Genomic DNA, 21,653 nt, shown 5'->3' on the forward strand with positions numbered 1-21,653 from the left:
GGACCGGTATGCGGACAGTAACCTCCATGGGAAAGGGGATCACGCTTTCTTGCGGAAACGCAGAAGGTGTGAATTCCAAGCCCGTCCTATTTCAGACAATTGGATTGTGGCCCCTTTACGAGCGCTTCAGAACTTCATTCCAATTTTAGTTTTACGAACTAGGTTGTCTTAATGCCGGCGTATGAAGAGCAGATGTCAGGAGGGATCGCGCCAGGGCGCGTGCTTCCGCGCGCCCTGCTTTTGGCCATGATGTGCTCGATGGCGCTGCTTTGCGAATCGAGGCCCGCGGCCGCGTTCGAGCTTTTCGGCATCAAGCTGTGGGGATCGTCCAGCGACGAGGACGCCGACATTGTCGATCCCCTGCGCTATGCGGTGACCATCTCCGCGCCCGATGCCGACAAGGACCTGGTCAAGAAGCTCGAAAACGCCTCGGCGTTGAAAGGCGACGAGGACCGGCCGGTTTCGGGCTCGCTCGGGCTGATGGCCAAGGCACGCAGCGACCGTGAACAGCTGGTCGCCGCCCTTTATGCCGATGCCCGTTATGAAGGCGTCGTCACCGTCACCATCGACGGCAAGCCGCTCGACGAATTGCCGCCGGACGCCGAATTCAAGGGGCCACAGCCCATTCCGGTGGCGATCACCATCTCGGCCGGCCCCAAATTCACGCTCGGCAACATCAGGCTGGAAGGCGACGCGGCGGGGCTGATGAGCGCCGATTATGGGCTGATAGCAGGCGGCGACGCCGGATCGGGCGCTGTGCTCAAGGCCGAGGCGCTGATCGTGCGGACGCTGAAGGAGCAGGGCAGGCCGCTGGCCAAGGTGACCGGCCGGCAGATCGTCGCCGACCACGCCACATCGACGCTCGACGTGACGCTGACGGTCGCGGCCGGGCCGGTAGCCGGCTATGGCGCGACCACGGTGGAAGGCACCGAGAAGGTCGACCGCGACTTCACCGAATACATGACTGGGCTGAAGCGCGGCAAGCAGTACTCGCCGCAGGAAATCAGCGACGCGCGCGACAGGCTGCTGGCGCTCGAGGTGTTCAACAGTGTCACCTTCAAGGAAGCCGACAGGCTCGATGCCGACGGCAACATCCCGATCGGCGTTCAGGTCAGCGAGCGCAAGCCGCGTTATTTCGGGCTGGGCGGCACATTCTCGAACACCGAGGGGCTTGGCCTGGAGGGCTACTGGGGCCATCGCAACCTGTTTGGCCGTGCCGAAAAGCTGCGCATCGACGGTGCCATCAGCGGCATCGGCAGCAACAATCTGTCCGAACTGAACTACAACGCCGGCATCATGTTCGAGAAACCCGGCGTCATCGGGCCGGCGTCGAAGTTTTTCGCCAGCATCAAGACGGTGCTGGAACATCCCGACGCCTACGACCATTTCTCGGTCAAGGGCAGCACCGGCCTGTCCTATGAACTCGATAAGAAGCAGACCGTGTCGGCCGAGGTCGCGCTCGATTATTCGCGCATTCACGACGCCTTCGGCAAGCACAAATACCTGATCGCCAGCATTCCGCTGCAGTATGTCTATGACAACAGAGACAACCGGCTCAACCCGACCACCGGCTTCCGTTTGCTGGCCTATGCCGAGCCGAGCTACGACATTTTGAGCGGTGCGGCCTTCCTCAAGCTGAAGGGCGAAGGGTCGGCCTATCAATCGCTGGACACGGCCTCGAAATTCGTGCTGGCCGAACGTGTCGCCGTAGGCTCGATCGTCGGTACCGGGCTGCAGAACGTCCCGGCCGACCGGCGGTTTTATTCCGGCGGCGGCGGTTCGGTGCGCGGCTATGCCTATCAGGGCATCGGCCCGAAGGACTTCACCGGCCAGCCGATCGGCGGTCTGTCCTTCTTCGAGACTTCGGTCGAGATGCGCATCGCGGTCACCGACACGATCGGCATCGTGCCGTTCGTCGATGCCGGCACCGTGTCGACCAAGTCGGTTCCCAACTTCTCCGACGTCAAGGTCGGCGCCGGTGTCGGCCTGCGCTACGTCACGCCGTTCGGGCCGCTGCGCATCGACGCGGCCGTGCCGCTCAACCGCGACCCAGGTGATCCGCATTTCGGCATCTATGCCGGCATCGGACAGGCGTTCTGACGATGAAAACGGTCTGGCGCATCCTTCGCATTGTCCTTTACACGCTGCTGATCGTGGTCGCGGGTGCGATCGGCGCGCTGGTCGTGCTGACCAAGACCGAGCGCGGGCGCGACAACCTCGCCGGCATCATTTCGCGGCTGGCTTCAAGCGCCGACCGCAAGGTCACCGTCAGCGGCATCAACGGCATCTGGTCGGGTAATCTCAGCGTCGACCATGTCGTGCTTGAGGACCGTGAGGGCGCCTGGCTGGTGGCGCGCAAGGTGGCCGTCGACTGGTCGCCGACGGCACTTCTGTCCAAAAGCTTCAGCGCCGATCGCATCGCCGCCGATCGCGTCGAACTGGCACGCCTGCCGGTGGCCGGTACGCAGCCGCCCGCGCAGAGCGGCACGACGACGCTGCCGGTCTCCATCGACATCAAGCAGATCGAACTGCCGGAAATCGCGCTTGGCCAGCAACTGGCCGGCAGCGGCATCGCCGAGCTCGCGGCCAAGGGAATGCTCAAGGCCGATGCCGCGCCACTGGCGGTCCAGACGGTGCTCAATGTCACCCGTCACGACGGCAAACAGGGCAATGTCGACGCCAAGATCCATTTCGCACCCGCCGATAACAAGCTGGACCTCGACCTCAAGGCGTCGGAGCCGGCCGGCGGCATCATTGCCAACCTGCTCAAGCTGCCGGATGCGCCACCAGTAGATATCGTGGTTTCGGGCAGTGGGCCGCTTGCCAACTGGAGCGGTGTCGGCACCTTCCTCGTCGACCATCGGATCGTCACCCAGCTCACCGGCCGTCACCAGCTCACCGACAAGGGCAATCATGTCGAGGCAAAGGGCGACGGCGATTTTGCCCGCTTCCTGCCGGAAAACCTGAAGCCGTTGTTTGCCGGCAAGACCAACTTCGATGTCGCGGGCACCGCCACGTCGGTGGGCGGCATCAGCATCGACCGGGCCAGCATCGAGAGCGATGCGGTGCACGGCACCGCGTCCGGCATTGCCGATCCTGCCGGCGCCAGCGACCTGTCGGTCGAACTCGCCGCCAAGGGCCCGCCCGTGGTGATCAGCGTCGGCAGCAAGGCGCAGCCGATCACGCTCGCGATCAAGAACGCCACCGCGCGCGCCTTCGGCGACGGCAAGGCGCCGATCGTCGACATCGGCGCCTCCTTCGTTTCGATCGTCGCCGGCGGCACGCGGCTGGACGATCTGGCGGCGCAAATCCATTCCGATGGTTTCGATATCCAGAACCGCGCCGGCCCGGTTGCCGTCAAGCTGGAGGCGGGCGGCCTGAACACCGACGTCGCGACGTTGGCGCCGCTGATCACCGGCAAGGTCAATGTCGATCTGGCCGGTTCGATCAGCAAGGACGCCATTGCCATCGATCAGGGTACGCTGCGCTCCGATGCGGTCAATGCCTCGCTGACGGCGACGGTGGCGCTCGCCGACATGTCGATGCAGCTCAAAATGAATGCCGATGCCGTGGCGACCGCGTTTCCCCAGCAGATCGCCTCGGTACTCGGCGGGCGGGTGAAGTTCTCGGCCACGGCATCGCGCGATCCGCAGGGATCTTTCGCCGCGAATTCCATCGAACTCACTTCAGGATCGCTCAGCGCCAGCGGTACGGCCAGCATGCAAGGCACTGACATCCAGGCCGACATCAAGGGCAAATTGGGCGACGTTTCGGTGTTGTCGCCGACGGTCGGCGTGCCGGTTGCCGGCGGGGTCGATTTCGCGCTGTCGGCAAGCGGCGCGATGACCGCGCCGGATTTCACCGTTAGCGCCAACAGCGACAGCCTGACCGCTTCGGGCCGCACGGTGAAGGCCATCAAGCTGAGCGCGAGCGGCAAGGCCGACATAACGAACCCTTCCGCCAACGTCTCGCTGACCGGCGCCGTCAACGACCAGCCGCTCGACATCAAGGCGGCCCTGGTGACCAGCGAGGGCAAGCGTTCGATCAATGGCTTCCTGGTGTCGCTGGGCGACAACAAGGTCTCAGGCGACCTGGCGCTCGACGACAAGTTCATGCCCCTGGGCACGCTGACGCTCGCCGCACCTGCCATCGACCAGTTGGCCGCGCTCGCCGGCCAGGCGGTGACCGGCGACATCAACGGCACCATCCTGTTCGCCAAGGACGGCGATGCACCGTCCATTGCCATCGATGCCAAAAGCACGTCGGTCGGGCGTGGCGAGGTGACGGCCAAAGCGATCGCCATCAATGCGCTCGTCGCCAATTATCTCAAGGCGCCGGCGATCTCGGGCACCATCAAGGCCGATGCGGTCACTTCGGGAAGCACGGAAATCAGCAGCATCGGCGTCGACCTCAAGCGCGACGGCGACTGGACCGATTTCACTGGTGGCGCGACCATAGCGGGCATTCCTGCGACCGCTGCCGGCCGGGTGAAGATCGCCGAGGGCACCACCAGCGTCGAAATCGCCTCGGGCGACGCCACCGTTCGTGGCATCAAGACGGCGATTGCCGAACCGTCGGCTCTGACCATCGCCGACGGTACGGCCAAGATCGAGAAGCTGGTGCTCGATATTGGCGGCGGCAAGGTGGCGCTGTCGGGCAGCGCTGGCGAGACGCTCGATCTGGCGGCGCAGGTCTCCGCCTTGCCGGCGGCGCTTGCCAATGCGTTTTCGCCTGGCCTGGATGCCACGGGAACGCTTGACGGTATCGCTGAAGTGAGCGGAGCGCCGGCAACTCCCGATATCCGGTTCAACGCGAAACTGGCCGGTGCCGAGACCAGTCAGACCCGCCAGGCAGGGCTCGGACCGCTCGCCGTCGATGCGGCCGGCAGCTACACGATCGCCGGCGGCGTCGCCCTCGACCATGCCACCCTGTCCGGCGACAAGGTCTCCGGGCAGGCCACAGGCACCATCAATCCGAATGGGGCGAGCGACTTTGCCATCGATCTGACCTCGTCCGGCCCCAGCCTGCCGCTGACGGTCGGCAGCGCCGAGAGCCCCGTCAAGATCGAGGTCCGATCAGTATCGGCTAAAATCGCGGGCGAAAGCACGCATGCCCGACTGGACCTTTCCGTGATCCTGCCCTCGGTCGTCACCAGCCCGGCGAAGGTGGACGGACTGACCCTGGCACTGCACTCGGACGCATTCGATCTCCGGAATCGCGCCGGGCCGGTTTCCGGAACGGCGTCGGTGGACAAGGTTGGGCTCGACAATCCAACCATCGCGCCGCTTATCGCCGGCAAGGTCACGGCCGCGCTCAGCGCCCGGCTGAGCGCCGACACTGTGGCCATCGACAGCGGCTCGCTGAAAAGCGATGCGCTGAGCAGCCAGGTGGCCGGCCAGGTATCGCTGCGTGACGGTGCCATCGATCTCAACCTGAAGGCGGATGCGCCATCGTCGGCCTTGCCGGCGACGGCGCGCGGCATGCTTGGCGACCGCGCCCAGATAAGCGCCATGCTGAAGCGCGAACCCAACGGCAATCTCCACATCGGTGGATTGAAGCTGACTTCCGGCGCGCTGAGCGCCGACGGACAGGCAAGCCTTGCCGACAACAAAGTGACCGCCGACATCAGGGGGGCGCTGAGCGACATCTCGCCATTGTCGAAGGATGCCACGGGCGCCATCGCCTTCGCGCTGAGCGCGCAAGGGCCGGCCATGGCGCCCGACCTGTCGCTTACCGTCAACAGCGACAGACTGTCGGTGGCATCGCGCGAGATCACCGGATTGAAGCTCACGGCTACCGGCAAGGCCGATGCCGCCAATCCGGCGGCCAATGTCCAACTCACCGGCAATGTCGCCGGGCAGGCGCTGCAGGGGAGTGCCGTGCTGGCAACGGCGAACGGCAAGAGCGCCGTCAATGGCCTGCTCCTGTCGCTGGGCAAGAACCGGATCTCGGGGGATCTGGCGCTGGACGACAAGTTCGTGCCTGAAGGCATCATTTCGCTCGACCTCCCTGACATCGGGCCGCTTGCCGCGCTGGCGCTGGAAAAGGCCGAGGGCGACGTTCGCGGCACGATCGCCTTCTCCAGGAATGGCGCGGCACCCCAGGTCGCCATCAAGGCGGCTACCGCCTCGATCACGCGTGGCGATCTCCAGGCAAAGGCAGTTTCCATCGATGCGTTGATCGCAAACTATCTTGCGGCGCCAGTCGTCTCCGGCAAGATCCGCGCCGACACGGTCACATCGGGTGGCACCGTGATCAGCGGCATCGACGTCGACCTCAGGCGCGACGGCGACTGGACCGGCTTCTCCGGCGGCGCCACGGTCAAGGGCATTCCGGCCAGGGCTGCCGGCCGCGTGAAGGTGGCCGGCGACACCACCACGATCGAGCTCGCTTCAGGGCAGGCGACCGTCCAGGGCATCAAGGCGGCCATCGCCCAGGCCTCGACCGTCAGCATCGCCAATGGCACGACGACATTGGACAGGCTGGTGCTCAACCTTGGCGGCGGCACCGCGACGGTCACCGGCAAGGTCGGACAGGCGCTCGACATCAATGCGGTGCTGGCGCGCGTGCCGATGTCGCTCGCCAACAGTTTTTCGCCCGGGCTCGATGCCGCGGGTTCCATTTCCGGCACGGTGAAGGTGACGGGCGCACCGGCGAGCCCCGCAGTTGCCTTCAACATAGACGCGGCCGGCGTGCAGACATCGCAGACCCGTGGCGCGGGCGTCGGCGCGGTGAGCGTTTCTTCGTCCGGCACCTTTGCCGGCAACAAGCTGGCCTTCAACGCCAATATCAGCGACGGGGCCGGCCTTGGGCTCAAGGGCGGCGGCACGGTGACGACGGTGGGCACTCCGGCGCTGGCGCTCGACTTCAACGGTGCGGTGCCATTCGGCCTTCTCAGCGAGAAACTTGCCGCGCAGGGCTTGTCGCTGACCGGCAACGCCAACGTCAATGTCCAGGTGCGCGGTCCGGCGAAATCGCCTGTCATCGGTGGTACGGTGAGGGCGTCCGGCGCACGCTTGGTCGATGCCAATTCGGGTCTCGCTGTCAACGACATCGCCCTCGATGTCTCGATCGGCAACGACGTAGCCAGGATCAACCGGCTGACCGGTACACTGTCGACGCGCGGCAGCCTGTCGGCCAGTGGCACGGTCGGCATCAATCCGGCGCAAGGGTTCCCGGCCGACCTGTCGATCAAGCTCACGGACGGCCGTTATACGGACGGTCGCGTGGTGACCGCCAACCTTGGCGGCGACCTGACGATCAAGGGGCCGCTGACTTCGGCACCGGCGATTGCCGGCACCGTCAACCTGGCCAAGACCGTCATCACGGTCCCGGACAAATTGCCGGGCTCGCTCTCGGCGCTCGACGTCAAGCACAAGAATGCGCCGGGTCCGGTCAGGGCGCAGGACAAGGCGCTGCGCCCGGCCACGACCAGCGGCAAGAGCGGTGGCAGCGGCCTTGCACTCGACGTCACGGTCAACGCGCCGAACCAGATCTTCATCCAGGGCCGGGGTGTCGACGCCGAATTCGGTGGCTCGCTCAAGCTGACCGGCCCGGCCTCGTCGCCGCAAGCCGTCGGCACCTTCACCTTGCAGCGCGGCCGGCTGTCGATCCTTGGCAAGCGGCTGACCTTCACCGAAGGCACGGTCGGGTTCTCGGGTTCGCTGGTGCCTTACCTCAATCTGACGGCGACGACGACCACGACCGGCGCGACCGTCACCATCGTGGTGTCGGGCGAGGCGACCAATCCCAAATTCACCTTCAGTTCGGTGCCGGCGCTGCCGGAGGACGAGGTGCTGGCGCAGTTGATCTTCGGGCGGTCGATGTCGAACCTGTCGCCGCTGCAGATCGCGCAGCTGGCCGAGGCCGCCGGACAATTGGCCGGCGTCGGCGGTTCGACGTCGCTTCTGGAAAACCTGCGCAGCGCCATCGGCGTCGACGACCTCGACGTGACCACCGATGATAAGGGCGGCACGGCGGTCTCGGCCGGCAAGTACCTGAACGACCGCACCTATGTGACCATCCAGAAGGGCGACAAGCCGGGTTCCGGCAAGGCGACCATCGATCTCAATGTCGGGCGCGGCGTCAAATTGCGCGGCGAGGCGACGGACGCCGGCGAAGCCAAGGGCGGCATCTTCTACGAGAAGGAATATTGAGGGCCTGGCCTTCATCCTGGCCGCAACTGGCGCTGTCGTAACCAGTGCGAATGTCTCAATTTAATTGCCCGAAGAGATTTTGGCGAAATCTGGGCGCACTAGCAATTTTGCGCCAAGACTGTCGCTATCACGCGAACTGCCCCCCTTCCAAAGTTGCACATTCGCTAACATGTTCCCAATCCATGCCGTCTTTGACATCATGGCCCGGATGCGGAATGTTAATCGGCGGAAAGCCAACAATGGGAGTTAGTCATGACAATCTATAAGAGCAACGGCGACAGCGTTCCGGATCACATCCTGGCGATGGCCGAAGAAGCCAAGTCGGGCAAAGTCGATCGCCGCGAATTCCTCGCGCTCGCCAGCGTCTTCGGTGCCTCGACCGCCATGGCCTACGGCCTGCTCGGCCTTGCCGCTCCGACCCCGGCCAAGGCCGAGGACGTCCAGGGCAAGAAGGGCGGCGTGCTGAAAGTGGCGATGTCGGTCAAGGATCCCAAGGATCCGCGTACCGCCGACTGGTCCGAGATTTCCAACGCCGAGCGCCAGGCGCTCGAGCCGCTGGTGAAATACACCAAGGAGTACACATTCGCTCCATATCTGCTGGCAAGCTGGGACATCAACGACGACGCCACCGAGTACACGCTGCATGTGCGGCCTGGCGTCGAATGGAACAATGGCGACAAGTTCACCGCCGATGACGTGATCTACAATTTCACCCGCTGGGCCGACAAATCAGCCGAAGGCAACTCGATGCCTGGACGTCTCGGCAGCCTCGTCGACGAAAAGACCAAGAAGTTGCGCGAAGGGTCGATCGTCAAGGTCGACGACATGACCGTCAAACTGAAGCTGTCGAAGCCCGACATCGCCATCATCCCGAACCTGTGCGACTATCCCGGCCTCGTCGTCCACAAGAGCTTCGACGAGAAGGGCGCCAACTTCAAGAACTGCCCGATCGGCACTGGTCCGTTCGAGCTCGTCTCCTATGATGTCGGCCAGAAGGTGGTCTACAAGCGCCGCACGACCGGCAAGTGGTGGCAGGGCGAAGCCTTCCTCGACGGCGTCGAGTTCATCGACTACGGCACCGATCCGGCCGCGACCGTTTCGGCCTTCGAATCGGGCGAAGTGCAGACCAACCACGAAACGACCGCCGACTACGTCAAGATCATCGCGGACGTCGGCGCGCCGCCTTCGGAAGTGGTGACCGCGGCTACCGTGGTGTCGCGCTTCAACGTCAACGCCAAGCCTTATGGCGACCAGAAGGTGCGTCAGGCGATGTGCCTGGCCGTCGACAATTCGGTGGTCCTGCAGCTCGGCTACGGCAATGCCGGCACGCCGGCCGAAAACCACCATGTCGCGCCGATCCATCCGGAATATGTCGAACTGCCGAAGATCAAGCGCGACGTCGCCAAGGCCAAGCAGATGCTGACGGAAGCCGGCGTGATCGATTTCGAACACGAGCTGATCAGCAACGACGAGGACTACCACAAGAACACCACGGACGCGATCGCGGCCCAGCTGCGCGAGGCCGGCATCAAGGTGAAGCGCACCGTGCTGCCGAGCTCGACCTTCTGGAACGACTGGACGAAGTATCCATTCTCGGAAACCAACTGGAACATGCGTCCGCTTGGCATCCAGGTCATCGCCATCGCCTACCGCTCGGGCGAAGCCTGGAACGAGACGGCCTATGCCAATCCGGACTTCGACAAGAAGGTCAACGAGGCGCTCGGCATCGCCGATGCGGAGAAGCGCAAGGTGGTGATGAAGGACATCGAGCAGATGCTGCAGGATTCCGGCATCATCATCCAGCCTTACTGGCGCAAGCTCTACATCAACATCAAGCCCGAGGTGAAGAACCACTCGATGCACCCCACCTACGAGCACGATTTCGGCAAGGTCTGGCTCGATCAGGCGTGACCGCTGCTTGATGGATATGAGGGGCGCCTGCCTCTCATATTCGCAGGATCGTCGCCGTTGCATTGGATGCAGCGGCGGCGGGACGCTACAGGGTTTTCGTCACAGGGTTGACCATATCTGACCCCAACCCGGCCGGCAGGGGGGCACAATGTTCTCATTCATCATCAGACGCATCGGCACGATACTGCTCACGATGCTGTGCCTGACGCTGGTCGTCTTCTTCCTCGTCAATCTCGAACCCAATCTGAAAAAGCTGGCGATCAGCCAGACCGAAATGCACACATCGGCGGAGCAACTCGAAAGCTGGCTGGTCAATCACGGCTATCGCCAGAATTTCTTCGTTCGCTATGGCCAGTGGCTCGGCGTCGTGCCCAAGCAGCCGATCACGGATCCGGCGACCGGAAAGACCACGCAGCGCTTCTCCTTCTGCAATGACCCGGCCGTGCCGACATTCTCCGGCGTGATCGAGGGTGATTTCGGCTGCTCGACCAAGTTCAAGACCACGGTCGCGGCCAAGCTGTTCCCTGCGCTGGGCGCTACCGGCATTCTGATGCTCTGCGTGCTGGGCGTAATGGTGCCGGTGTCGCTGCTGGTTGGCATCCTTGCCGGCATGCGGGAGGGGTCGCGCACCGATCGCGTGCTGTCGATCGCCTCGATCGCCTCGACGGCGACGCCTGAATATGTGTCGGGTGTCATCTTCACCGTCATCTTCGCTTCGTGGCTCGGCTGGCTGAACGGGTCGGCCGCGTCCGCAAGCCAGGGCATCACGTTCTACAATTTCACCCTGCCGGTGATCACGCTGGCGATCTACGGCATCGGCTATATCGCACGCATGACACGCGCCTCAATGGTCGAGGTGATGACGCAGCAATATATCCGCACGGCACGCCTGAAGGGGCTTTCCTTCAAAAGCGTCGTGGTCAAGCACGCGCTGCGCAACGCGTTGATCGCACCGTTCACCGTCATCATGCTGCAGTTCCCCTGGCTGCTCACCGGCGTCGTCATCGTCGAGGTGATGTTCCGCTACCAGGGCTTCGGCTACACGCTGGTCGAGGCCGCCGGCAACAACGACATCGATCTTCTGCTCGGCTGTTCGCTGGTCTCGGTGTTCATCGTGCTGATCACCCAGCTCATTTCCGACGTCGGCTACGCATTCCTCAATCCGCGCATCCGCGTTCAGTAGGGAGAAGGCGCATGCAAGCTCAATATATCGGCGCCTCCACCATCATCCTCGAAGTGCTCTGGCGCTTCTGGCCGGTCTGGGCCGCGCTCGCCATCGTCATGGGTGCGAGCTTTCTCTACAAGAAGAAGCTGGCGCTCTACGGCCAGTTGTTCGACAGCGGCGTCGGCATAGCGGGCGTGTTCATCTGCCTGTTCTGGCTGTTCACGGCGATTTTCGCCTCGACCATCTCGCCTTTCGATCCGCTCGGCCAGATCCCGATCATGAAGGACACGCTGCCGGGCGCCATCGAACCGCAATCGGGGCTCGTCTACCTCTTCGGCGGCGACAAGCTCGCCCGCGACGTGTTCTCGCGCATGGTCTATGGCAGCCAGATCGTGTTGATCATCGCACCCGCCGCGACCGGTTTCGCGCTGATGGTCGGCATCACGCTTGGCCTGCCGGCCGGCTACTACGGCGGCAAGATCGATTCCATCCTGTCGTTCCTGGCCAACCTCGTGCTGGCCTTCCCGGTGATCCTCCTGTTCTACCTGCTGGTGACGCCCGGCATCATGGACACGCCGATCCCCTATGCCCTGGCCGGCGTCTTCTTCCTGTTTCCGATCATTTTCTTCAGCGTGCTGTTCTGGACACGCTACAAGAACCGGCCCGACCGGATTTATATCCTGCTCGGCCTGACACTGATCATCGGCGGCTGGATCTACCTCGGCCTTGTCTTCGACAGGGATCCGCTGCACATCGTCCACATCGATCCCAACCAGCTCAATATCTTCGTGGCGGTGGTGTTCGCCTCCAGCCCGGGCGTGTTCCGCATCGTGCGCGGCCTGGTGATGGACATCAAGACGCGCGACTATGTGGCGGCGGCGCAGACGCGCGGTGAATCGCCTTGGTACATCATGCTGTGGGAGATCCTGCCCAATGCGCGCGGGCCGCTGATTGTCGATGCCTGCCTGCGCATCGGCTACACCACCATACTGCTCGGCACGCTGGGTTACTTCGGCCTGGGCCTCGCGCCCGAGAGCCCGGACTGGGGTACGGCGATCAAGGATGCCAGCCGATTGCTGCGGTCCTTTATTCACCCGGCGCTTCCGCCGACGATCGCGTTGATGTCGTTCGTGCTGGGCCTCAACCTGCTCGCCGACTCACTGCGTGAGCAATCGATGAAGGATTGACGGCGGGGTCTCAGATCCCACTTGGCCAAGAATAAGGATTGGAGCGACCCATGAACGAGGCAGTTCGAAATCCGGCACAGCCGATCATCGAGATCGAGAACCTTTCGATCTCCTTCTTCACCCGCAAGGGCGAGATACCGGCCGTCATGGACTTTTCCTGCACGGTCATGCCGGGTGAGGCGATGGGCATCGTCGGCGAATCCGGTTGCGGCAAGTCGACCGTGTCGCTCGGCATCATGCGCGACCTCTCCAACATCGGAAAGATCGTTGGCGGCAAGATCAAGTTCCAGGGCAAGGACATGGGCGAGCTCTCCGACGAGGAGCTGCGCGCCATCCGCGGCAACAAGATCGCCATGATCTACCAGGAGCCGATGGCCAGCCTCAATCCGGCGATGAAGATCGGCCAGCAGCTGATGGAAGTGCCGTTGATCCACGACAAGGTGTCGACGAAAGAGGCCTACTCCAGGGCGCTCGAAATGGTGCGCTCGGTCAAGCTTCCCGATCCCGAGCGCATGATGCGCTCCTATCCGCACCAGCTTTCCGGCGGCCAGCAGCAGCGCATCGTTATCGCCATGGCGCTGCTGTCGAAGCCGGCGCTGCTTCTGCTCGACGAGCCGACGACGGCGCTCGACGTAACCGTGGAAGCGGGCATTGTCGATCTGGTCAAGGGGTTGGGCGAGAAGTTCGGCACCTCGATGATCTTCGTGTCGCACAATCTCGGCCTCATCCTGGAAACCTGCGACCGCATCACGGTGATGTATTCGGGCGAGGCGGTCGAGACCGGCAAGATCAAGGACGTCTTCGACCGGATGCGCCACCCCTATACGCAGGGGCTGTTCCGTTCGATCCCGCTGCCTGGCGCCGACAAGAACTCGCGGCCGCTGATCTCGATCCCGGGGCAATTGCCACTGCCGCACGAACGGCCCAAAGGCTGCAATTTCGGCCCGCGCTGCCACCATTTCGTCGAGGGCGTCTGCAACGCCGCCGAAATCCCGATGATCGAAGTCGCCGGACACGAGGGCCATTTCTCGCGCTGCGTGCGCTTCAACGAGATCGATTGGGAGGCATTGCCGCCCGGCGCCAAGAAGGTGAATGAGCGCGTCGTGCCCGGTGCGCCGGTTCTCAAGATCGAGGACCTGCGGAAATACTACAAGGTCGGCGGCAGCGAGGTGTTCGGCTCGAGCGAAGGCCGCGTCGTCAAGGCCAACGAGACGATCTCGTTCATGGCACGCGAATCCGAGACCGTGGCCATCGTCGGCGAATCCGGCTGCGGAAAGTCGACGCTTGCCAAGGTATTGCTCGGACTGGAAACCGCCAGCTCCGGCAGCGTCACGCTCGGCAACAAGGAAATCCAGTCGACCGGCATCGAGAAGCGCAGCGTCGACACCGTGTCGTCGATCCAGATGGTGTTCCAGAACCCGTTCGACACGCTCAACCCCAGCCATTCGGTCGGGTCGCAGATCATCCGGACGCTGGAAAAATTCAACGTCGGCAAGACCGTTGCCGACCGGCGCAAGCGCATGCTGGAACTGCTCGACCTGGTGAAACTGCCGCGGGCGTTCGAAACCCGCAAGCCGCGCCAGCTTTCCGGCGGCCAGAAGCAGCGTATCGGCGTGGCGCGAGCCTTCGCCGGCGACGCCAAGGTGGTGGTGGCCGACGAGCCGGTTTCGGCGCTCGATGTCTCGGTGCAGGCGGCGGTGACGGAACTGCTGATGGACATCCAGCGCAAGAACAAGACGACGATGCTGTTCATCAGCCACGATCTCTCGGTCGTGCGCTACATCGCTGACCGCGTCGTCGTCATGTATCTCGGCTATATCGTCGAGCAAGGCACGACAGACCAGATCTTCGCGCCGCCCTACCATCCCTATACCGAGGCGCTGCTGTCGGCGATCCCGATTGCCGACACCAGCGTGGTCAAGAAGCACATCGTGCTGGAAGGTGACATCCCCTCGGCGATGAACCCGCCGTCCGGCTGTCCGTTCCAGACACGCTGCGGCTACAAGAAGCTGGTGCCTGACAATCTGTGCGAGACCAAGGTGCCGCCGGTCAAGAACCTCGGCGATGGCCATATGAGCCTGTGCTGGCTCTCCGAGGACGTGCTCAAGACCATGGAGCCGGTGATCAAGTTCGACAAGGAACATGCCGCCCATGAAGGCGTGCCTGACGACGCGCCGCATGGCGAAGGTCCGGGCTTTGCCGGCGAGCCGCCAAAGCGGCCACATGGCAAGGTGGCAGGTGCTGAGGCCGACGCGATCGGGGAGGCCGCCGAGGAGGCGGACGCCGTTTCGCGGGCCCGTCGCCACGAAGTCCGCGACGAGGTGTCGGAAACCGGTGATTCAAAACCGAAGGACACGACAAAGCCGCATTAGCGCGGACAGGACATCAGCTCCCGCATTGCTGCAGCTGAACAGCATAGTCGCGGGCCATCTTGTCGGTGGCCCGTGCGTAGCCCTGGACGCCGGCATCGCCACGATTGCCGCGGCCATAGGCGGTCCAGCCCAGGTAATAGGCGAGGTAGAGGTTGTAGGTGTCGTTACGCGCGACGCCGTATGTGTCGGCTGTCTTGGAATGATACCAGCCGACGAAGTCGACGGCGTCGGCGAATCTCGTGCGCCGCGCCGCCCAGTTGCCGGTTTCGCGCTGATATTGCGACCAGGTGCCGTCCAGCGCCTGCGAGAAGCCGGTGGCCGAGGAGACATGTTTCCACGGAATGAAGCCGAGCAGTTTGGTGCGCGGCGGCCGGGCGTTGCTCTTGAAGCCGGATTCCTTGCGCACCGTTGCCATCAGCACCGGCACCGGCACGCCGTATTTCTGTGAGGCGCGCTCGGCACCCGACTGCCAATTGTCGAACCAGCCATCGTTCTGGTCGAAGACGGCGCAGACATTGTTGATGTGACTGGGTGCCGTCGCGCAGGCCGAAAGTGCCAGCAGCACGCCAACCGCTACAATTTTACTAAAACTCGACCTACGCATTGGATGAGCAATAGGCCGAAATCATAAAGGGAATCTTGCTGCCGCTGTTAACGCCTCGTCGGCACGGTCAGGTGAGAAAATGCCATAGCTGTATTCCGACGCCAATTGTCGCCTTTTATAAAGTCGTGCTGAGCATATGCCGCCTTGGCTAAAATCACGCCCGTAAACGGCGCATTTCTGACAGCTTGCGCGGTTTACCGAAGCTTTGATGCCGGCATGACCGAACCAAGACGCAAGCGCGGCGCCGAGCGCACCAGCAACCGGGGGCCAGCGCCCATCGCACAGCTGCGGCCCAGGCGGGTGATCAATCCCTATCCGCCGATGGCCTTGCTGTCACCAGACCAGATCGAGGCGATCCATCAGGCGTCGATGCACATATTGGAGAATTTCGGCATCGAGGTGATGAGCCCGCGTGCGCTGTCGCTGTTCGAGAAGGCCGGCGCCAAGGTCGATCACGCCTCGGCCAATGTGCGCGTCGATCGCGGCATGATCGACGAGGCGCTGAAGACAACGCGGTCCGGCTATACGCTGACCCCACGCAATCCGGCCAACACAATCCATCTCGGCGGCAACACCATCAATTTCACGCTGGTTGCCGGTCCTCCCAATGTGCATGACATGGAGCGGGGCCGCCGTGCCGGCAATCTGCGCGACTATGCGGATCTGACCAGGCTGGCGCAGCATTTCAACTGCGTCCACATGCTTGGCAACCAGGTCTGCGCGCCGGTCGAACTGCCGGCCAACTCACGCCATCTCGATACGTACTTCACCAATCTGACGCTGACCGACAAGAGTTTTCATGTCTCGGCGATCGGCCGGGGCAGGGCGCTGGACGGCATCGAGATGATGGCGATCGCGCGTGGGATGACGCTGGCCCAGATGGCTGATGATCCCGGCATTGCCACCATCATATCGGTCAACTCGCCGCGTCGCTTCGACGAGATGATGGCCGAGGGGCTGATGACCATGGCCGAGTACGGCCAGTCGGTGGCGGTGACACCGTTCACGTTGATGGGAGCGATGAGCCCGGTGACGCTGGCCGGGGCGCTGGCGCAGCAGAATGCCGAGGCGCTGTTCGGCGTGGTGCTGACGCAGCTGGTGCGGCCAGGCGCGCCCGTGATGTACGGCGCCTTCACCTCCAATGTCGACATGAAGTCGGGCGCGCCGGCCTTCGGCACGCCTGAAAACACCAAGGCCAACATTGCTTCGGGTCAATTGGCGCGCCGCTATGGCCTGCCATACCGGACGACGCCCGGTTCGGCTTCCAACGTCGCCGACGCGCAAGGCGCCTATGAGACCCTGATGGCGTTGTGGGGCGCGGTGCTTGGCCATGGCAATCTCGTCTACCACGCCGCCGGCTGGCAGGAGGGCGGGCTGACGGCTTCGTTCGAGAAATTCATCATCGACGTCGAGGTGATCCAGCACATGATGGAGTTTTTGCGCCCGATCGTGGTCGACGAGGCCGAACTTGCCGTCGAGGCGCTGGGCGCGGTGCCGACCGGCGGCCATTTCTTCGGCGAGCCGCACACGCTGGAGCGCTACGCCACCGCCTTCTACCAGCCGATGCTCTCCAACTGGCAGAATTACGAGGCCTGGCAGGAGGCCGGCGGCCTCGACGCGACCGCGCGCGCGACGCGGCTGTGGAAGAAGGCGCTGGAGGATTATGTCGAGCCGGTGATGGACATCGCCGTGCGCGAAGCGCTCGAGGCCTACGTGGCCAAGCGCAAGGAAGCGATCGGACAGGGCGAGCCGTGATGCGCCACGAACGTCCCGTTTTGAATCATCCCACCCATCCAACTAACTGACATCAGAGAAGAAACCATGAAATCGCATGCAAAGGTCGTGGTCATCGGCGGTGGCGTCGTCGGATGTTCGGTGCTGTTCCATCTCGCCCGTCATGGCTGGACCGACGTCGTGCTGCTGGAGCGCGACGAGCTGACTTCAGGCTCGACCTGGCACGCGGCTGGCGGCATGCACACGATCAATGGCGATCCCAACGTCGCCAAGCTGCAGAAATACACCATCAACCTCTACAAGGAGATCGAGGAGCTGTCGGGCCAGGCAACCGGCGTCCACCTGACCGGCGGCGTGCTTCTTGCGGCCACCGAGGCGCGGCTCGACTGGCTGCGCGGGGTGGTCGCCAAGGGCCGTTATCTCGGCATCGAGCTGGAGGAAATCTCCCCGAAAGAGGCGGCCGAACTGATGCCGCTGCTCGATCCCAAGCAGTTCGTCGGCGCCGTCCGCAACAAGGAGGACGGCCACCTCGATCCCTCCGGTGTCACCCACGCCTATGCCAAGGCGGCACGAAAACTCGGCGCCGAGGTGGAGCGCTTCACCAAGGTCGAGGATATCGTGCGCCGTCCCGACGGGCTGTGGCGCGTCATCACCAACAAGGGCGAGGTGGTGGCCGAGCATGTCGTCAATGCCGGCGGCCTGTGGGCGCGCGAGGTCGGCCGCATGGTTGGGCTCGAACTGCCAGTACTGGCGATGGAGCACATGTACCTGATCACCGAGGACATGCCGGAGGTTGCCGCCTGGAACCAGAAAACCGGCACCGAAATCATCCATGCGGTCGATTTCGACGGCGAACTCTATCTGCGCCAGGAACGCGGCGGCATGCTGATGGGCACCTATGAGAAAGCCAACAAACCATGGTCAGAATACCAGACGCCGTGGAATTTCGGCCATGAATTGCTGGCGCCGGATATCGACCGCATCGCGCCGTCGCTCGAGGTCGGTTTCCGGCATTTCCCGGCTTTCCAGAACACCGGCATCAAGCAGATCATCAATGGGCCCTTCACTTTCGCGCCCGACGGCAACCCGCTGGTCGGGCCGGTGCGCGGCCTGCCGGGCTTCTGGGTCGCCTGCGGCGTCATGGCCGGCTTCAGCCAGGGCGGTGGCGTTGGTCTGGCGCTATCCAACTGGATGATCGAGGGCGATCCCGGCGCCGATATCTGGGCGATGGATGTTGCGCGCTACGGCGACTGGGCGACGATGGCCTACACCAACGCCAAGGTGCGCGAAAACTATTCCCGGCGTTTTTCGATCCGCTTCCCCAACGAGGAACTGCCGGCCGGGCGGCCGCTAAAGACGACGCCCGTCTATGACCTGTTGTCGGCCAAGGGTGCGCAGTGGGGCGTCGCCTACGGGCTGGAAGTGCCGCTCTGGTACGCGCCGGAAGGCGTCAAGGACGAGTTCTCATGGCGGCGCTCGAGCGACTTCAGCCATGTCGCCGCCGAAGTCGCGACGGTTCGCGCAGGCGTCGGCTTGTCGGAGATATCGAGCTTCGCCAAATACAAGGTGACGGGCGAGGGGGCCGCGGCCTGGCTCGACCGGATGCTCGCCTGCAAGCTGCCGAAGCCCGGCCGGATGACGCTCGCCCCGATGCTGAAGGACGACGGCAGGCTGATCGGCGATTTCACGCTGGCCAATCTCAGCCCCCAAGGTCGGGAAGAAGCGGGCTGGTTCCTGGCCGGCTCCGGCATTGCCGAGCAATATCACATGCGCTGGTTCGAGCAGCATCTGCCCGACGATGGCTCGGTCTATATCGAAGCGCTGGGACAAAAGCTTACCGGCCTGTCGATTGCCGGCCCCAAGGCCAGGGACGTGCTGGCGAAAGCCACGCGCTCCGACATCTCGAACGCGGCATTTCCCTTTATGGCCGTCGGCAAGATGGATGTCGGCATGGCGCCATGCCTGGTCGGCCGCGTCAGCTACACCGGCGATCTCGGCTACGAGATCTGGGTGGCGCCGGAATATCAGCGTGTCGCCTATCAGGCGCTGATGGCGGCGGGGGCGGAATTCGGCATCGGTCTGTTCGGCTCGCGCGCGCTCAACGCGCTGCGGCTGGAGAAGAACTACGGCTCATGGGGGCGCGAATACCGGCCGATCTACGGGCCGCTGGAAGCCGGCCTCGATCGTTTCGTCGCCTACGGCAAGGACGCGGATTTCATCGGCAAGGCGGCGGCTCTGGCCGAGCGCAAACAGGGCGGCAAGTTGCGGCTGCGCGCCTTCATCGTCGATGCCGACGATGCCGATGTCATCGGCGACGAACCGATCTGGTTCGGTGGCGCGGTGCGCGGCTGGGTGACGTCGGGCGGCTATGCCCATCATTCGAAGAAGTCGGTCGCTGTCGGCTATGTGCCGAAGGAGATCGCAGAGGAGAGCGACGGCTTCGAAATCGAGTTGCTCGGCAAACGGCATGCGGCGCGAATCCAGGCGGCGCCGCTGTTCGATGCGAATTTCGAACGGATGCGGGGGTGAACCACCCCCGCATGGGGTTCACGCGCTACGGCGGTTGTCCAGCGCGAAGGCGCCGGCGCCGGCAAAGACCAGATAGAGGAAGATGAAGCAGAACGAGATCGCCGAATCGCCGCTGTTGTTGACGGGGAAGAAGTCGCGCGGCATGTGAGCCATGAAATAGGCAATCGCCATTTCGCCGGCCAGAAGGAATGCGACCGGGCGGGTGAAAAGGCCCAGCGCCAGCAGAATGCCACCGGCGAATTCGAGGATGCCGGCTGCTAGCGGCAGTCCGCTCAACGCGGTGGCTGCGTGGTCGCTGGCGGGGAAATTGAACAGTTTCTGCGTGCCGTGCTCGATGAACTGCAGCGCGGTCATGATGCGCAGAACGCCAAGCGCCTGCGGCTGGTATCTGGCAAGGCCATCGAAAAGCTTCATCCAAAACTCCGTTTGGCTTCTCGGATGGCCCATAAGTTATTGCCCGGCAGTGGACCATTCACTTCCCATGGCCAGCCATCAACAATTGGTGATTGGAAATGTTCCCCGCCTTTCATATTGTTCTCGTAAAGGTTGCATTTTTGTGTGTTTGGTTGTATTGGTTGTAGGCGTCGATTTGGATGCTCTTCACATGTGGGTCCCCTTGTCATGAAAAAAGTCGCCATCAGCCTGTTCGCAATCCTTGTGAGTACCAGTTTAGCCATGGCCGAGGACGCCGGCTGCGAGGCCTTCAGATGGCCGGTGACGCGCGAACAGGCGCTGTTTGCAACGGCACCCTCAACGCCGTCCGGAGCGACACTGGCAGTAGGGGCGGCCGCGGATCTGGCGCTGGTGCCGGCCGAGAAGGCCGGCTTTGCGGTGCCGCCCGAACGCGCACCTGCGGAAGGCACGTTCGGTGCCGTCGCCAGTGTGGCGGTGCCGCCGGAGGGGACCATCCAGATCAGCCTGTCGGGCGAGGCCTGGGTCGATGTCATCCAGGACGGCAAAGCCGTGAAATCGTCCGGCTATAGCGGCGTCAAGACGTGTCCCGGCATCCGCAAAAGCGTGCGCTTCAAACTCGCGGCCGGCCAAGCCACCGTCCAGTTCAGCGGTGCCAGGAAAGAGACCCTCAAGGTCGCGGTGCTGGCACCGGAATAAGTCGACGCCAGCAAGCGTGATATCAGCGGTTGACGCGGGCGCTTATCGCACCGGCGCCATCAAAGCGAAGTGCGCGCCTTGCGGATCCTGGCATTGCACGACCCAGCTGCCTCCGGGGACCTCCATCGGTCCCATCAGGATCTTGCCGCCATTGTCGGTGACGCGTTTTGCGGCCGCGTCGATGCCGGTGACGTTAAAATAGAACTGCCAGACCGGCACCGGAATCTGCTCGGGCTTGTTCATGATGCCACCGCCGGATTCGGGGCCGGCGGTAAAGGTCTGGTAAGTGCCCATCGGCCCCATGTCGAATTCGCCGGCATTGGCCCAGCCGAACTGGCTGGAATAGAAGTCAAACGCGGCCTTCCAGTCGCTCGTATAAAGCTCATGCCAGCCGATATGGCCCGGCGTGCTGGCCGGCACGACGGGCTGGTCGGGGCCGTTCGGCTGCAGGAGCATGAAGGTCGCGCCTTGCGGATCGGCCACGACGGCAAAGCGGCCGACGCCTGGAATGTCGTCGGGCTGGCGGTGAACGGCGCCCCCCGCCTTTTCCAGCGACGCTGTTGCCGCGTCGACATCCCTGGCGTGGATGTAGCCCAGCCAGGCGGGCGGCATGCCCATCTTGGCGGCATCCTGAGGCATCGTCATCAGGCCGCCGACGCCACGCTCGCCGGCATTCATGACGACATAGCGCGGCATGCCTGGAGCCTTATCGAAGGGCTCGGCCTTCCAGCCCACCACGGCGGGGTAGAAAGCCTCGGCGGCGTCGAGGTCTGATGTCATCAGTTCGTACCAGAAGAAGGGCATCGGGGATTGTGGCATGGTCGGTCTCCTCACCTTTGTGCGCCGATCGTCGTTCGATCCATCCTAGGACGATCTTGACGACGG

At 63.6% G+C, this 21,653-nt stretch carries 12 protein-coding genes; 9 read left to right on the forward strand and 3 right to left on the reverse strand.

From position 1 onward, the window contains the following. The first annotated feature begins 171 nt into the window (after nt 1-171). The 6 genes from LB555_RS23715 (at nt 172) to LB555_RS23740 (ending at nt 14,791) form a co-directional block, all read left to right on the forward strand. The gene (locus LB555_RS23715) at nt 172-2,100 is read left to right on the forward strand and encodes an autotransporter assembly complex protein TamA (RefSeq protein ID WP_224683919.1); all 1,929 of its coding nucleotides are present in this window, start codon (nt 172-174) and stop codon (nt 2,098-2,100) included. Nucleotides 2,101-2,102: 2 nt separating this feature from the next. Further along, nucleotides 2,103-8,156: a translocation/assembly module TamB domain-containing protein gene (locus LB555_RS23720; RefSeq protein ID WP_224683921.1), complete on the forward strand. Its 6,054-nt coding sequence runs from the start codon at nt 2,103-2,105 to the stop codon at nt 8,154-8,156. Between the two features lie 252 nt (nt 8,157-8,408). Continuing rightward, nucleotides 8,409-10,067 carry an ABC transporter substrate-binding protein gene (locus LB555_RS23725; protein ID WP_015317134.1) on the forward strand — a complete coding sequence of 553 codons (1,659 nt, stop codon included), beginning with the start codon at nt 8,409-8,411 and terminating at the stop codon, nt 10,065-10,067. A 148-nt stretch (nt 10,068-10,215) separates the two neighbouring features. After that, nucleotides 10,216-11,250, forward strand: a complete 1,035-nt coding sequence (locus LB555_RS23730; protein ID WP_015317135.1) for an ABC transporter permease — start codon at nt 10,216-10,218, stop codon at nt 11,248-11,250. Nucleotides 11,251-11,261: 11 nt separating this feature from the next. Then, complete coding sequence (locus LB555_RS23735; protein ID WP_015317136.1) at nt 11,262-12,419, forward strand: ABC transporter permease; 1,158 nt, start codon at nt 11,262-11,264, stop codon at nt 12,417-12,419. A 50-nt stretch (nt 12,420-12,469) separates the two neighbouring features. Beyond that, nucleotides 12,470-14,791, forward strand: coding sequence for an ABC transporter ATP-binding protein (locus LB555_RS23740; RefSeq protein WP_224683922.1), 2,322 nt, complete (start codon nt 12,470-12,472; stop codon nt 14,789-14,791). Nucleotides 14,792-14,804: 13 nt separating this feature from the next. Here the strand turns inward: LB555_RS23740 and LB555_RS23745 are convergent, their stop codons facing one another. Continuing rightward, the gene (locus tag LB555_RS23745) at nt 14,805-15,395 is read right to left on the reverse strand and encodes a transglycosylase SLT domain-containing protein (RefSeq protein ID WP_015317138.1); all 591 of its coding nucleotides are present in this window, start codon (nt 15,393-15,395) and stop codon (nt 14,805-14,807) included. Nucleotides 15,396-15,611: 216 nt separating this feature from the next. On the opposite strand from LB555_RS23745, the gene LB555_RS23750 reads away from it, so the two are divergent. Together LB555_RS23750 and LB555_RS23755 are read left to right on the forward strand one after the other, a co-directional pair. Continuing rightward, the gene (locus tag LB555_RS23750; protein ID WP_224683923.1) at nt 15,612-17,150 is read left to right on the forward strand and encodes a trimethylamine methyltransferase family protein; all 1,539 of its coding nucleotides are present in this window, start codon (nt 15,612-15,614) and stop codon (nt 17,148-17,150) included. Between the two features lie 66 nt (nt 17,151-17,216). Then, nucleotides 17,217-19,658: an FAD-dependent oxidoreductase gene (locus LB555_RS23755; protein ID WP_224683924.1), complete on the forward strand. Its 2,442-nt coding sequence runs from the start codon at nt 17,217-17,219 to the stop codon at nt 19,656-19,658. A gap of 18 nt (nt 19,659-19,676) precedes the next feature. Here LB555_RS23755 and LB555_RS23760 read toward each other — a convergent pair whose 3' ends face one another. Next, on the reverse strand, nt 19,677-20,072 hold the full coding sequence (locus LB555_RS23760; protein WP_015317141.1) for a DoxX family protein: 396 nt from the start codon (nt 20,070-20,072) through the stop codon (nt 19,677-19,679). Between the two features lie 207 nt (nt 20,073-20,279). Here LB555_RS23760 and LB555_RS23765 point away from each other — a divergent pair, with 207 nt between their 5' ends. Beyond that, nucleotides 20,280-20,768, forward strand: coding sequence for a hypothetical protein (locus tag LB555_RS23765; RefSeq protein WP_140726016.1), 489 nt, complete (start codon nt 20,280-20,282; stop codon nt 20,766-20,768). 42 nt (nt 20,769-20,810) lie between these two features. Here LB555_RS23765 and LB555_RS23770 read toward each other — a convergent pair whose 3' ends face one another. Beyond that, entirely contained in the window at nt 20,811-21,587 is a 777-nt protein-coding gene (locus LB555_RS23770) for a VOC family protein (protein WP_015317143.1), read from the reverse strand. Between the last annotated feature and the right edge of the window lie 66 nt (nt 21,588-21,653).

Source organism: Mesorhizobium sp. BR-1-1-10, assembly GCF_020165595.1.
Lineage (GTDB): Bacteria > Pseudomonadota > Alphaproteobacteria > Rhizobiales > Rhizobiaceae > Mesorhizobium > Mesorhizobium australicum.